11 protein-coding genes are annotated in these 14,540 nt (G+C 66.7%); 7 read left to right on the forward strand and 4 right to left on the reverse strand.

Annotated elements, in window-relative coordinates; genetic code table 11:
* Positions 1 to 4: 4 nt before the first annotated feature.
* From G3580_RS00515 to G3580_RS00530, 4 genes are all read right to left on the reverse strand, one after another.
* Positions 5 to 1,774, reverse strand: a complete 1,770-nt coding sequence (locus tag G3580_RS00515) for an arylsulfatase (protein WP_228720726.1) — start codon at positions 1,772 to 1,774, stop codon at positions 5 to 7.
* 114 nt (positions 1,775 to 1,888) lie between these two features.
* Positions 1,889 to 3,295, reverse strand: a complete 1,407-nt coding sequence (locus G3580_RS00520) for an alginate export family protein (protein WP_173763403.1) — start codon at positions 3,293 to 3,295, stop codon at positions 1,889 to 1,891.
* Positions 3,296 to 3,578: 283 nt separating this feature from the next.
* Entirely contained in the window at positions 3,579 to 4,937 is a 1,359-nt protein-coding gene (locus G3580_RS00525) for a sigma-54-dependent transcriptional regulator (RefSeq protein WP_173763404.1), read from the reverse strand.
* Positions 4,912 to 6,942, reverse strand: a complete 2,031-nt coding sequence (locus G3580_RS00530; protein ID WP_173763405.1) for an ATP-binding protein — start codon at positions 6,940 to 6,942, stop codon at positions 4,912 to 4,914. Before G3580_RS00530 ends, G3580_RS00525 begins: the two co-directional genes overlap by 26 nt.
* 214 nt (positions 6,943 to 7,156) lie before the next feature.
* Here G3580_RS00530 and G3580_RS00535 point away from each other — a divergent pair, with 214 nt between their 5' ends.
* The 7 genes from G3580_RS00535 (at position 7,157) to G3580_RS00565 (ending at position 14,507) form a co-directional block, all read left to right on the forward strand.
* Positions 7,157 to 8,617, forward strand: coding sequence for a 2-hydroxymuconic semialdehyde dehydrogenase (locus tag G3580_RS00535; protein ID WP_173763406.1), 1,461 nt, complete (start codon positions 7,157 to 7,159; stop codon positions 8,615 to 8,617).
* A gap of 145 nt (positions 8,618 to 8,762) precedes the next feature.
* Positions 8,763 to 9,560: a 2-oxopent-4-enoate hydratase gene (gene dmpE, locus G3580_RS00540; RefSeq protein ID WP_173763407.1), complete on the forward strand. Its 798-nt coding sequence runs from the start codon at positions 8,763 to 8,765 to the stop codon at positions 9,558 to 9,560.
* Entirely contained in the window at positions 9,557 to 10,360 is an 804-nt protein-coding gene (gene dmpH, locus G3580_RS00545) for a 2-oxo-3-hexenedioate decarboxylase (protein WP_173763408.1), read from the forward strand. Before dmpE ends, dmpH begins: the two co-directional genes overlap by 4 nt.
* 272 nt (positions 10,361 to 10,632) lie before the next feature.
* Positions 10,633 to 11,559 (forward strand): acetaldehyde dehydrogenase (acetylating), encoded by a 927-nt coding sequence (locus G3580_RS00550; protein ID WP_173763409.1) that lies wholly within the window; start codon positions 10,633 to 10,635, stop codon positions 11,557 to 11,559.
* Positions 11,559 to 12,608, forward strand: coding sequence for a 4-hydroxy-2-oxovalerate aldolase (gene dmpG / locus G3580_RS00555; protein WP_173763410.1), 1,050 nt, complete (start codon positions 11,559 to 11,561; stop codon positions 12,606 to 12,608). The genes G3580_RS00550 and dmpG overlap by 1 nt, the downstream gene beginning before the upstream one ends.
* A 176-nt stretch (positions 12,609 to 12,784) precedes the next feature.
* Positions 12,785 to 13,708, forward strand: a complete 924-nt coding sequence (locus G3580_RS00560) for a catechol 2,3-dioxygenase (RefSeq protein WP_228720727.1) — start codon at positions 12,785 to 12,787, stop codon at positions 13,706 to 13,708.
* Positions 13,709 to 13,733: 25 nt separating this feature from the next.
* A complete protein-coding gene (locus tag G3580_RS00565) occupies positions 13,734 to 14,507 on the forward strand; it encodes an SDR family NAD(P)-dependent oxidoreductase (protein WP_228720728.1) in 774 nt (257 codons plus the stop codon).
* Positions 14,508 to 14,540 lie beyond the last annotated feature (33 nt).

A 14,540-nucleotide genomic window follows, 5' to 3' on the forward strand; every position in this document is an offset into this window, starting at 1 on the left:
GCGCTCATTGTGCCGCGCGCGGCTTCAGCTTGGCTTCATATTCCAGATCGTCGTAGTAGCCACGCGAGTTGCTGTAGCCCGGGCGGTCTGCCAGACCCGGGATTTCCAGGGTGCCGGTCTGGCGCACATAGTCCTTCCAGGCGGTCAGCATTTCGCCGAGTTTCTGCGGATTGGCGGCGGCCAGGTTGTGCAGTTCGGAGCGGTCCTCGGCGACGTTGTACAGCTCCCAGTCACCGGAGCCCCACGGCTTGTTGGCGTAGACGATCTTCCAGTCGCCCTTGCGCAGCGCCTTGCGCCCGCCCAGCTCCCAGCCCATGGCTTCGTCCTTGCCGTGCACCTCGGTGGCGTTGCCGCGCAGGTAGGCGAGCATGGACTTGCCGCGCAGCGGCACCACGGCGTTGCCCTTGTGCATGGTCGGATAGTGCGCGCCGGCCAGCTGGTACAGGGTGGGGGCGATGTCGGTGATGCGCAGCGCGTCGCGCTTGACGACGCCGGCCTTCACCCCCGGGCCCCAGGCGATGGCGGGCACCGAGATGCCGCCTTCATAGACGAAGGCCTTGTAGAGGTGGAAGGGCGTGGCCGACACCTGCGCCCAGCCCGGGCCGTACTCGGCGAAGGAGCCCGGACGGCCGAGGTTGGCGGTGCTGTTGTCGAGCTGCTTGTGGATCCACTCGCGGGTGCGCGCGACGTCGTACACCGAGTTGCCGTCGGGCCCGTTGTCGGACATGAAGAACACGTAGGTGTTGTCCATCTGGCCGCTCTGCTTCAGGTAGGCGAACAGGCGGCCGATGTTCTGGTCCATGCGGTCCACCATGGCGGCGTACACCGCCATGCGCCGCGCCTCGGAGGCCTTCTGCTCGGGCGTGAGCTCATCCCACTTGGGCCACACCGCGTTGCCCGGGTAGGCGGCTTCGTCGGTGGTGACGATGCCCATCTGGCGCATGCGTGCCAGCCGTTCCTTGCGCAGCGCTTCGTAGCCTGCCTTGTAGCGGCCCTCGTACTTGTTCACGTCCACCTGGGGGGCCTGCAGCGGCCAGTGGGGGGCGGTGTAGGCCAGGTAGGCGAAGAAGGGCTTGCCCGAGTGCTCGCCGGCCTTGAGGTAGTCGATCATCTTCGAGGTGTAGAAATCCGAGGAGTAGAAATCCTTCGGGATGTCCACCGTCTTGCCGTTCTCTCGGTAAATGGCCTTGGGCGACTTGTCCGGGTTGCCGGCGATGACGCCGAGCTGGTCGCCATAGTGGCTGGCGCCGCCCTGCACCAGGGCGTAGGACTGATCGAAGCCGCGCGCGGCCGGGCTGAACTGCTCCGGCACCCCCAGGTGCCACTTGCCGGTCATGGCGGTGCGGTAGCCGGCGCTCTTGAGCACTTCGGCGACGGTCACCACGCGATCGTTCAGGTGCCCCTCGTAGCCCGGCTTGCCCTTCTGTTCGGGGACCAGCAGCTCGCCCATGTCGCCGAAGCCGGCCAGGTGGTTGTCGGTGCCCGACATGAGCATGGCGCGGGTGGGCGAGCAGAACGGCGAGGCGTAGAACTGGGTCATCGTCGTGCCGTCGTGGGCGAGCTTGTCCAGGTTGGGCGTGGCGATGTCGCCGCCGAAGCGGCCGATGTCCGAATAGCCCAGGTCGTCCGCCAGGATGACGATGAGATTGGGCCGTTTGGCCACGGGGGCCGCCTGGGCCAGCGGTGCCTGGGCGATGCCCGCCAGGGCGAGCGCGCAGGCGGCGAGGGTGCCTGCGAGGCGTTTCGTGTGTGTGGAATCAATGGTCTTGTTCAAGGTGGATCTCCTCATCCGAGTCCCTTCGGGCGCGCTGGCCGGCCGGGGGTGATGGTGGGTTAGGTGCCGCCGGAGGCCGTCTGCGTTGGCCCGTCGGTCAGCCCGTTGCCGGGGTCAGAAGCTCGCGGAAAGACGAAACTCGACGCCGCTCGAATCCTTGCCGCCGGCCTTCTCGACCGCCGGGCCGACATCGAAGCGCATGAGATCGATATCGACGGCGAAGTTGCGGCTGGGGGCCCAGCGACCGCCGATCTGGTAGGCGGTGCCGATGTCGCGTTCGTCGTTGCCCAGGGTGCCGACCACGGGACGCATGCCCGGCAGGTACACGTAGTCGTTGGTGTTCTGCCGCCAGGTCCGCATGATCTCGGCGTGGACGTGGGACTTCGGGATCGGCGAAAAGGCGAGCGAGGGGCCGAAGATGATGATGTTCGACTGGGTGGTCACGCCGGCGATGCCGTATTCCCCGTTCTTGGGGTAGAGCGGATCGAAGGTGTGGCTGTTCGAGCCGTTCGGCTTGCCGCCGCTGGCGGCGTCGAAATGGATGCCGACGGCGATCTTGTGGGCCGAATCGAGCTTGTACTGGGTGTGGCTGCGGATGCCCCAGGCGCGAATGTCGCGGTCGGCATGGTCGCCGGTCTGGCCCACGACATCCCAGGTCCATTTGAACTTCTCGGTGTTGCCGAAGAAGCGGCCGCCGAAGGTCTGGCGGTCTTCTTCGCCGACAAAGCCCTGGAAGCGGCGTGTCTCGATATGGCGGGTGAAGCCGTACAGGTCGAGGGCCATGCCCTTGGCCAGTGGCAAGGTGCCGTAGGCGCCGTAGATCTGGGTGTTCTCGTCGGCGCGGTTGTTCATGGCGCCGATCTCGTAGGCGATGGGCTGGAGCGCGACCAGATCCAGGCGTTTGCCGTCCTGGGCCTTCACCGTCGCGCGGATGCCGTCGAAGGCGAGGCGGACGTTGCGCAGGTCGCCGATGTTGAACAGCGCCCCCTGGCCGAACTGGATCTCCTGGCGGCCGGCGCGCAGCGTGGCCTTGGCGTCGCCGAGACCGAAGTTCAGATCCACGAAGCCCTGGGCGACATCGGTGCCGTTGCCGTCGCGCAGGGTGGGGAGCTTCGCGCCCCAGGTGCTGGTGTTCTGCATCTGCAGGAAGGCGCGCACCGCATCGTCGAACAAGTGCAGATCGGCGTGCAGCTGCAGACGTTGCATGACGAAGGAATCGTCCTGGAACGGGCCCAGCGCGAAGTCGGGATTGCTGATGGTGCGGTGGGTGAAGCGCATATCGCCGCCGAGCACCAGCCAGGAGGACTCGCCGAGTTCGTGGTAGCGGATCGCATCGAGCGGATCGGTGCGCTTGGCCGGGTCCTTGAGGAAGCGGTAGTCCGCGGCCCAGCGCGATGGTCCTTGTGGCAGGGGGCGAGCGGTTTCGAGTGGATTGGGGGTTTGCGCCTGAGCGGGGGCGGGCAGACCGGCGCCGGCGAGCGCGATCGCGCCGACGGCCAAGGCGAAGGACGTCTTGTGCATGCTTGTCTCCGTTGTCGTGTTTTGTTTCTTGTCATTCCACGAGCGCGTCGATGTGGCGCTCGCGGTGGAGACTGTCTGCAACTCGTGTGCCAAGGGATTCGCCGCCATGACGCCCGGGTGGGCGGTGCGGGGGGCGTGTGGGTGTAACGCAATAAATCTCGATATTTAGTCAAATGACCGAGATTGAAGGGCGGCGATCCGTGGGGGCGTGCCGGGCGCGGCCGAGTGGTCGAATTTCGACCGCTCCCTCGACAGGGGTGGGCGAATATTGCCCGGCCGCGGATCAGTCGGCGAGTTTGTTGCGCAGGGTGGCGCGGGTGACGCCGAGCAGGGCCGCCGCCTGGGTCTTGTTGCCGCCGCACAGGTAGAGGACGTGGGCGATGTAGTCGGCCTCGAAGTCGCTCAGGGGACGGATGGCGCTCTCGTCCCCGGGCCAGGCGGCGGCGCCCGGCTCCCCGTCGTCGTGCAGTTCCTTGGGCAGGTGGCGCACTTCGATGGTGTCGCCGCCGGAGAGGATCGCGGCCCGCTCCATCACGTTGCGCAGCTCGCGGATGTTGCCCGGCCAGCGGTAGGCCAGCAGCAGGGGGGGCACGTCGGCGGCGATGCGCGGCACCTCGATGCCGATCTCGGGCGCCACCTGTTCGAGGAAATGGCGTGCCAGTGTGAGGATGTCTTCCTGGCGCTCGCGCAGGGGCGGGATGTCGATGGCGGCGACGTTGAGGCGGAAGTACAGGTCCTCGCGGAAGCTGCCGTCCCGGGTCATGGCGCGCAGGTCGCGGTGGGTGGCGGCGACGAAGCGCACGTCCACCGACAGCTCGGCCTGGCCGCCGAGGCGGCGGAAGCGCTGGGTCTCGAGCACCCGCAGCAGCTTGGGCTGCAGGGCGGGGGCCAGATCGCCGATCTCGTCAAGGAACAGGGTGCCGCCGTCGGCCAGCTCCAGCAGGCCGCGCTTGGTCTGCTTGGCATCCGTGAAGGCGCCACGTTCATGGCCGAACAGCTCCGATTCGAGCAGGCCTTCGGGCAGCGAGGCGCAGTTGAGCGTCACCCAGGGGCCGCCGGCGCGCATCGAGCGTTCATGGATCGTGTGCGCGATCTTCTCCTTGCCGACGCCGGATTCGCCCCGGATGAGCACCGGCACCTTGCCCGCGGCGGCCACCTTGTGGGTCGTCTCCAGCATGTCGAGGAAGACCGCCGTGCCGCCGCGCAGCTCGTCCGTGCTGGCCGATTTCGCCTGCGCCCGCCGCCAGGCCACCTCGCGGCGCAGCTGGTGGGTTTCGAGCACGCGCCGGATCAGTTCGCGCAGATCCTCCAGGTCGAAGGGCTTGTTGATGTAGTCGTAGGCGCCCGCCTTGAGGCTGGCCACCGCGGTGCGCACTTCCGGGTAGGCGGTCATGACGACGAACAGGGGCGCGCTGCCGCCGTCGCCGACGGCGGCCATGGTCCGGGTGATCACGTCGAGCCCGCTCATGTCGGGCAGGTGGAGGTCGAGCAGGGTGACCGCGAAGCGGCGGGCGGCCAGCCGTTCGAGCGCGGTGGCGCCGTCGGCGGCGGTGTCCACCTCGAAGCCCTGTCGTGCGAGGAACTTCGCGACGGTGCTGCGCAGGGTGTCGTCGTCTTCAACGAGCAGGATCGATTGGGTCATGGTCTTCGATGGCGAGGGGCCAGATCAGGGTCACCCGGGTACCGCGGCCGGGCTCGCTGGTGATGGAAACGCTGCCGCCATGATCCTCGACGATCTTGCGCACGATCGGCAAGCCCAGGCCACTGCCGTCGCGCCGGGTGGTGAAGAAAGGCTCGAAGATCCGGGTGAGCAGTTCGGGGGCGATGCCGGCGCCCGAGTCGGCCACCTCCAGGCGCGCGGTGGCGCCGGCGCGGGCGGCGCGGATCGCCACGGTGCCGCCCTCGGGCAGGGCGTGGATCGCGTTCATGACCAGGTTGAGCAGCACCTGCTTGAGCTGGTGGCGGTCGGCGCGCAGGGGCGGCAGGGTATCGAGGCCGGCGACCTCGAAGCGCACCTTGCCGCTGCGCGCATCGCGCCGGGTCCAGAACAGGACGTCGTCGAGGATGCGCTCGAGCGCACAGGCCTCGGGCGCGGGCGCCTGCTGCGCGGCGTAGCCATGGAAGCTGCGCAGGAAGGCGGACAGGCGGTCGATCTCCGCCTCCAGCCGCGCCAGATCCTCATGCACGTCGTCCGGCAGCGCCGCCTCGTGTTGCAGCGACTGGGCGACGGCCTTCATGCCGCCGAGCGGGTTGCCGATCTCATGGGCCAGCCCCATGGTCAGCTCGCCCATGGTGGTCAGCTTCTCCATCTGGAACATCTGCCGGTCCAGCTCGCGCCGCTCGTCCTGCAGGGCCCGGCGCTCGAACACGGTCGCCAGGCGCTGGGCCACCAGATCGAGCAGTCCGCGCGCCTGGTCATGGACGGTTCGGTCGTCGGCGCTGGCGCGCGGTGGATCGTAGGTGACGGTCAGCTGTCCGTGCGTCTGCCCTTCGGCGAGCAGGGGCGCGCTGAGCCGGGTGCCGGCGTTCTGCGCGGTGCCGGTGGCGTGGTGTTGCCCGTCCCAGTCGACCTCGACGCTCGCCGCATCGGCGCAGGCCAGGCCCGTGCGCAGGGCGTCGGCCACATCGTGCAGCATGACGCGCAAGGGCGTGTTGAGGTCCTCGCTGGCCTTGAAGACGCCATGCAGGCAGGCCTGTTCGCGAACGCGCGCGGCCAGGTCGCGCTTGGCCGCCAGCAGGTCGGCGGTGCGCCGCTTCACTGCGCGGCGCAGGGTCCACAGCCAGGCCAGCAACACCAGGAGCGTGATCGCGGCCACGACCAGGGCTTCGGCCAGGTGGCGCAGATAGACCGGGGGCTGGTCCACGCTCGATCCCAGCCAGCGATCGAACACCGCCTGGCGGGCGGCCGGGTCGACGCGCGCAAAACCCGCCGCGATCAGCGTCTTCATGGCCGCGTTGCCCTTGCGCACCGCCCAGTGCGCGGTGAGCGAGCGCAGCGGTGGGGAGCGGCGGAACTCGGCGGCCTTGCCGGCCCGGTTGAGCAGGTAGGCCGCCTGCTGGTCCGGCAGGCAGAACACCTTCACATCGCCGTCGAGGGCGGCGTCGACCAGCGCGACGAAGCTCGGATACGGCGCCAGATTGTAGGACCCGCCCTCACGCAGTTCCGACGGACAGACGCCGCCGCGTCGTACGCCGACCAGAAAGCCGCGGGTGCTCTTCGCATCCACGATGCCGCTGATGCTCTTGTGGAAATACAGCACCAGGTTGGATGGCATGTAGGCGTCCGACAGGTCCAGCTGGTCCTTCTCCACATCGGCGTTGGAGACGAAGTCGATGGCATCCACCTTGCCGGCCAGCAACAGGTCCTTGGCCTGGCGGTAGGTGACCGCACGGAGATTGACCTTGATGCCGGTGGCCGCCTCCCACAGCGACCACCGGTCGACGCCGAGGCCCTGGAGGTGGCCGTCCGCGTCACGGAAGACCCACGGCGGGCTGTTGTCGCTGACGGCGACGGTGATCGATTTCAGTGGTGCCGCGGTCGCGGCGTAGGCGATCGCCGCAGCCCACAGGGCAAGGGCGACGAGGCCATGCCCTGCCCACCGCCAGCGCGGTCCCGGGGATGGATGGGGCAGACGAGTGAGCTTCACGCCGTGGCAGGCTCCGTGGGGGTGACGTTTTTTCATCATATGGGAGGGACCGGTGCGCCTCCAAGGTGTCGACGCGGCGCAGGCCGCTTTCGGCGGCAATACCTGATGAGTATCGAGGCGCCAGATATAAGGTATTGGACGGTATGCACTGCACTTCCTAGACTCCCATGGAACTTAAATGCGTCGCCCCGCCCACGGGTGACAGGACCAGGACATGCGTCAGATCGATCATTTCATCGCCGGGGAATTCACTGCCGGCACGACGGGCAAGCGCTTCGAGAAGCGCTCACCGCTCGACAACACCGTCATCACCAGCATTGCCGAAGGCGGCAAGGCCGAGGTGGACGCGGCGGTCGCGGCGGCGCGCAATGCCATGGACGGTGAGTGGGGCCGCATGCCCACCGCCCAGCGGGTGGACATGCTCTACGCGGTGGCCGACGAGATCACCCGCCGCTTCGACGACTTCGTGCAGGCCGAGATGGAAGACACCGGCCAGCCGGCGCATGTGATGGAGCATGTGTTCATCCCGCGCGGCGCGGCCAACTTCAAGGTCTTCGCCGACGTCATCAAGAACGTGCCGACCGAGACGTTCCAGATGGACACCCCGGACGGCGAGGGCGCGCTCAACTACGGGATTCGCGTGCCCAAGGGCGTGATCGGCGTGATCAGCCCGTGGAACGCGCCCTTCCTGCTCATGACCTGGAAGGTGGGCCCGGCGCTGGCCTGCGGCAACGCGGTGATCGTCAAGCCCTCGGAGGAAACCCCGAACACCGCCGCCCTGCTCGGCGAGGTGATGAACGCGGTGGGCGTGCCCAAGGGCGTGTACAACGTGGTCAACGGCTTCGGCCCGCAGTCGGCCGGCGAGTACATCACCCGTCACCCGGGCGTGGACGCCATCACCTTCACCGGCGAGACCCGCACCGGCACCGCGATCATGAAGGCGGCCGCCGAGGGCACCCGCGACGTGTCCTTCGAGATGGGCGGCAAGAACGCCGGCATCGTGTTCGCCGATTGCGATTTCGATGCGGCGGTCAAGGGCATCTTCCGCTCCGCCTTTCTCAACAGCGGCCAGGTCTGCCTGGGCACCGAGCGGGTCTATGTGGAGCGCCCGATCTTCGATCGCTTCGTCGCCGCGCTCAAGGAGATGGCCGAGTCGGTGCGCTTCGGCCGTCCGCGTGACGCCGGGGCCGACTACGGCCCCCTGATCAGCAAGGAGCACCAGCAGAAGGTGCTCTCCTACTACGCCAAGGCCGTCGAGGAAGGCGCGACCGTGGTCACCGGCGGCGGCGTGCCCGACATGAGCGCCGAACTGGCCGGTGGCAACTGGGTGCAGCCGACCATCTGGACCGGCCTGCCCGAAACCGCCGCGGTGGTGCGCGAAGAGATCTTCGGCCCCTGCTGTCATCTCCGTCCCTTTGACAGCGAGGCCGAAGTGGTGAGCCTGGCCAACGACACCGACTACGGTCTGTCCACGACCATCTGGACCACCAACCTCGCTCGCGCCCACCGTATGGCGGCCCGCATCGACGTGGGCATCACCTGGATCAACAGCTGGTTCCTGCGCGACCTGCGCACCGCCTTCGGCGGCTCCAAGCAGTCCGGCATCGGCCGCGAGGGCGGTGTGCACTCCCTCGAGTTCTATACCGAGACGCGCAACGTCTGCATCAAGCTATGAATAAAGCTACTGCGCGACCCGATCTTGCAACTGCGATGCTCACCGTACATTCGTACGGCTGCGCTTCTCGTCGCAACCTCGACGCCGCTCGCGACGCTTTCTCCATAGCTTGCAGCTCTGAATTTGACCTTACGGTAAATTTTCGATGAACGAAGAACTGATCAACCAATGCGGCGACGAGCTCTACACCGCCTGGCTCGAACGCAAGACCGTCGCGCCGCTGACCGAGCGTTATCCCGACATTGCGCTCGAAGACGCCTATAGGATCGCGCTGCGCTACATCGACCGCCGCGTGCAGGCGGGCGAGACCATCATCGGCAAGAAGATCGGCGTGACCTCCAAGCCGGTGCAGGACTTCCTCGGCGTGTTCCAGCCGGACTTCGGCCAGCTGACCTCCGGCATGGTCTATGAAGACGGCGCCACCATCGACCTGGGTACCCTGATCCAGCCCAAGGCCGAGGCCGAGCTGGCCTTCGTGCTCAAGGAAGATCTGACCGGCCCGGGCATCACCGCCATGGACGTGATCCGCGCCACCGACTACGTGGTGCCGTGCTTCGAGATCGTCGATTCGCGCATCACTGACTGGAAGATCAAGATCCAGGACACCGTGGCGGACAACGCCTCCTGCGGTGTCTATGTGCTGGGCAAGACGAAGGGCGATCCGCGCAAGCTGGACATCACCCTGGCCGGCATGGTGCTGGAGAAGAACGGCGAACTGTTCTCCACCGGCGTCGGCGCCGCCGTGCAGGGTTCCCCGGCCAACGCCGTGGCGTGGCTGGCCAACACCCTGGGCGAGCTGGGCATCCCCTTCAAGGCCGGGGAGGTGATCCTCTCCGGGTCGCAGTCGGCCCTGGTGCCGGTCACCGGCGGTGACGAACTGGTCTGCCATGTGGGCGGGCTGGGCAGCTGCAGTATCAAATTCTCGGGCAGGAGCGCCGTATGAGCATGGAAACCACCCTCACGCGCGAAGACATCGTGCGCCTGACCGAACGCATCGAAGGCGCCCAGACCCGCGCCTACGCGATCCCCAAGCTCACCAACGAGTACCCGAACATGACGCACGGCGACGGCTATGCCGTGCAGACGGAGCTGCGCCGCCGCTTCATCGCCCAGGGCCACCGTCATGTGGGCTGGAAGGCCGGGCTCACCTCCAAGGCCAAGATGCAGCAGATGGGCGTGAACGTGCCCTCCATCGGCTTCCTCACCGACCGCATGGCGCGGCCGGAAAACTCCGCCATCTCCACCGGCGACCTGGTGCATCCGCGCGTGGAATGTGAAGTGGCCTTCGTCACCAACAAGACCCTGATCGGCCCCAACTGCACCAAGGAAGAGGTGCTCGAGGCCACCGACTACGTGCTGCCGGCGGTGGAGATCATCGATTCGCGCTTCTCCGGTTTCAAGTTCGACCTCGAGAGCGTGATCGCCGACAACGGCTCGTCGGCCCGCTACGTGGGTGGCGGTCGCGCCCGCGACCCCAAGGACCTGGATCTGCGCACCCTGGGCGTGGTGATGGAAAAGAACGGCGAGATGGTGGCCATGGGCGCCTCCGCCGCCGTGCTCGGCCATCCCGCCGAAGCCGTGGCCATGCTGGTGAACATCCTCGCCGAGATGGGCGAGACCCTGCCGGCCGGCAGCTTCGTCATGAGCGGCGGCATCACCGAAGCCATTGCCGTGCAGCCGGGCGACAACGTGATCGCGCGCTTCCAGGAGCTGGGAAGTGTGTCGATGCGGTTTGTCGAATAAGGCAGATTCGGCTGGCGAAGTGACGATCGAATTCCTCCCCCTTCAAGGGGGAGGTCAGGAGGGGGATGGGGTTCGTCGGTTACGTTCTAACCCCATCCCCACCCCAACCCTCCCCTTGAAGGGGAGGGGGCAGTGGCGCAGGCCGGATAAGCGAACGCGCCATCCGGCACCACGGTGCCACATGACAGGTTGATTGCCGGATGGCGCTGACGCTTATCCGGCCTGCGGGTTCAGACGAATCCGACAAGAAACAGAATGACTGAGAGGGATTCATGAAAAAGATTCGTTGTGCACTGATCGGGTCGGGCAACATCGGCACCGACCTGATCTACAAGATCCAGCGCAGCCCGGTGCTCGAACCGGTATGGATGGTCGGGATCGATCCGGAATCCGAAGGCCTCAAGCGTGCCCGCGACATGGGCCTCAAGACCACCTACGAAGGTGTGGACGGCCTGCTGCCGCATGTGCTCGAAGACAACATCCAGATCGCCTTCGACGCCACCTCCGCCTATGTGCATGCGGAGAACAGCCGCAAGCTCAACGAGCTGGGCGTGATGATGATCGACCTGACCCCGGCCGCCATCGGCCCCCTGTGCGTGCCGCCGGTGAACCTGCGCCAGCATGCCGACAAGGTCGAGATGAACGTGAACATGATCTCCTGCGCCGGCCAGGCGACGATTCCCATCGTCAATGCCGTGGTGCAGGTGCAGAGCGTCGGCTACGCCGAGATCATCGCCTCGCTGTCGTCCAAGTCGGTCGGCCCGGGCACCCGCGCCAACCTGGACGAATTCACCTACACCACCTCCAACGCGCTGGAGAAAGTCGGTGGCGCGCGCAAGGGCAAGGCCCTGGCGATCATCAACCCGGCCGAGCCGCCGATGATCATGCGCAATACCATCTACTGCCTGACCGACGAGGCGCCAGATGAGGCGAAGATCATCGAATCGGTGCGCAAGATGATCGGTGAAGTGCAGAAGTACGTGCCCGGCTACAAGCTGGTGAACGGCCCGGTCTTCGACGAAGTGCCGCAGGGCCACCGGGTGGCGGTGTACATGGAAGTGGCCGGCCTGGGCGACTACCTGCCCACCTACGCCGGCAACCTGGACATCATGACCGCCGCGGCCTGCCGCACCGCAGAAATGTTCGCCGAGGAAATCCTCGCGGGCAAGATCCAACTCAAAGCCACGGAGGCCGCGTGATGACGGACTCGAACCTCAAGGGCCGCAAGGTCATCCTTCATGACATGTGTCTGCGCGACGGCATGCACGCCAAGCGCGAGCAGATCAGCGTCGAGCAGATGGTCAAGGTGGCCACCGCGCTGGACGATGCCGGTGTGCCCTACATCCAGGTGACCCACGGCGCCGGCATGGGCGGCAACTCGCTGCAGCACGGCTTCGCCCTGGCGAGCAACGAGGAATACATCAGCGCCGTGGCCGCCGCGGTCAAGCAGACCAAGATCTCGGTGCTGCTGATTCCGGGCCTGGGCACCATGCGCGAACTGCAGGCGGCCTACGAGGCCGGGGCCCGCAGCGTGCACGTGGCCACCCACTGCACCGAGGCCGACACCGCGCCCCAGCACATCGCCTACTGCCGCAAGCTGGGCATGGACACCACCGGCTTCCTGATGATGGCCCACCTCAACGACGCCAAGGGCATCGCCGAGCAGGGCAAGCTGATGGAAAGCTACGGCGCCCACACCGTGTATGTGACCGACTCGGCCGGCTACATGCTGCCGCAGGACGTGAAGGACCGCATCGGCGCCCTGCGTGAGGTGCTCAAGCCGGAGACCGAGATCGGCTTCCACGGCCACCACAACATGGGCATGGGCATCGCCAACTCGATCGCTGCCATCGAAGCCGGCGCCAGCCGCATCGACGGCTCCGTGGCCGGCCTGGGCGCCGGTGCCGGCAACACGCCGCTGGAAGTGTTCCTGGCCGTGTGCGACCGCATGGGCATCGAAACGGGTGTGGACCTGTTCAAGCTCATGGACGTGGCTGAAGACATCATCGTGCCGATGATGGACCACATGGTCCGTGTCGACCGCGACTCGCTCACCCTGGGTTTTGCCGGGGTGTATTCCACCTTCCTGCTGCACGCCAAGCGCGCGGCCGAGCGCTTCGGCGTGCCGGCCCGTGACGTGCTGGTGGAGCTGGGGCGCAAGAAGATGATCGGCGGTCAGGAAGACATGATCATCGACACCGCCATGACCATGGCCAAGGAACGTGGTTTGCTCAAGGACGTGGCATAAGAAAGAACCCGTAGGGCGGATAAGCGCAGCGCCATCCGCCAAGTCGGTGCAATTCGTCAGGTTGAATGGCGGATGGCGCGTTGCTTATCCGCCCTACGAAAACATCGATGAACAACAAAGGCCTGCCCACGCAGGCAGGCCGCATCACCCCTGACAATGGAGACAAGACAATGGCAATGAGAGGCATCCTTCGCCTGGGCGAAGTCCAGATCCGCGTGCTCGACATGGCGGAAGCCAAACGGCACTACGGCAAGTACATGGGCCTGCATGAAATGATGACCGACGCCGAAGGCAAGGTCTATTTCAAGGCCTGGAACGAGAAGGACCACCACAGCGTGGTGCTGCGCGAAACCGATCGGGCCGGTCTCGACCACTTCGCCTACAAGGTGTTCGACGACGCCACCCTGACCGAGCTGCAACGCAAGATCGAAGCCTTCGGCATCGCCGTCGAGAACGTAGACGCCGGGGTCTATCCCAAGAGCGGCCGGCGCATCAAGTTCCGCGTCCCCACCGGGCAGGAGATGCACCTGTACGCCGAGAAGGAGTACGCCGGCAACACCCTGGGCGAGACCAATCCGGGCACGCTGCCGGACGAGGGCGTGATCCGCGGCATGCGCATCGACGGGCTCGATCACCTGTTCGTCCTCGGCCCCAACATGGCCGACACGGTGCGCCTGTTCACCGAGGTGTTCGACTTCGACCTGGCCGAAGAGCTGGTGGATGAGCCCGGTGGCAACCAGATCCTCACCTTCTTCAGCTGCTCCTCGCGCGCCCATGACATCGCCTTCGGCATGCATCCGGAGCCGGACCGCTTCCACCATGCCTCGTTCCGCCTGAGTTCGACTGAGGACCATGTTTACGCCGGCGACCTGATGGGCAAGTACGGCATCCCCATCGAGCAGAACGACCGCCACGGCATCACCGGCGTGAAGACCATCTACTTCTTCGATCCGTCGGGCAACCGCAACGAGATCTTCGTGGGCGGTCATACCCGGTATCCGGACACCCCCAAGCTGACCTGGACCATGGATCACCTCGGCCTGGCGGCCTTTGCCCAGTCCCTGCACGTGCCCGAGACCTTCCTCGGCGTGTCCACCTGATCGAACCAGAGAAACGGAGTACAGCGTGAGCAACAGCACAAGCGACGCAGATCGCACCGAAATCGCGGTGGTCGTCGGCGCCACCGGCGCCTTCGGCAACAAAATGGTCGACCGCCTGGTCGAGGCCGGCCTCAAGGTCGTGGCGGTGGCGCGCAGCGCCGAATCGCTGGCCGAGCTGCAGGCGCGCCAGCCGTCCATCGGCGTGTGCGTGGCCGACATCTCGGACGACTCGTCCATCGCTGCCATCAAGGAAGTCCTCGACCGCCCGGTGCGCGCCGTGGTCCATGGCCCCGGCGTGGGCGTGGCCGGCGGCATCCTGGTCGCCCCGACCGCGACCATGGTCGACGCGGTGAACATCAAGGTCGGCGGCCTGCTGCGCCTTTCGCGCGCGGCGGACGAACGCTTCGTCAAGGGCAGCCGCATCATCGCCATCGGTGGTCACTACGGCCTCGAGCCCACCGCCTACGCGGCTTCGGCCGGCGTGGCCAACGCCGCGCTGGTGAACGTGTCCCGACAGCTGAGCCTGGCCTATGGCCCGCGTGGCATCACGGCGCATGTGATCGCGCCCGGACCGGCCGACACCGAGCGCCTGCGCAACGTGGCCAGGGCCCGTGCCGAGCAGCGCGGCTGCAGTGTTGACGACGTGCTCGACGAGCTCAAGGAAGAGTCGTCCATCGGCGCCTTCACCACGCCCGAGCAGGTGGCCTGGGCGGTCAGCATGCTGCTCGATCCCTGCGCCGACGCCATGACCGGTTCCACCCTGATGCTCGACTCCGGCCGCCGCAAGGGCCTGCCCTGAGCCGGGTCGTCGCCCCGTACCTGATCCGAACGA

Source organism: Nitrogeniibacter mangrovi, from assembly GCF_010983895.1.
In the GTDB taxonomy this organism is placed as follows: Bacteria; Pseudomonadota; Gammaproteobacteria; order Burkholderiales; family Rhodocyclaceae; genus Nitrogeniibacter; species Nitrogeniibacter mangrovi.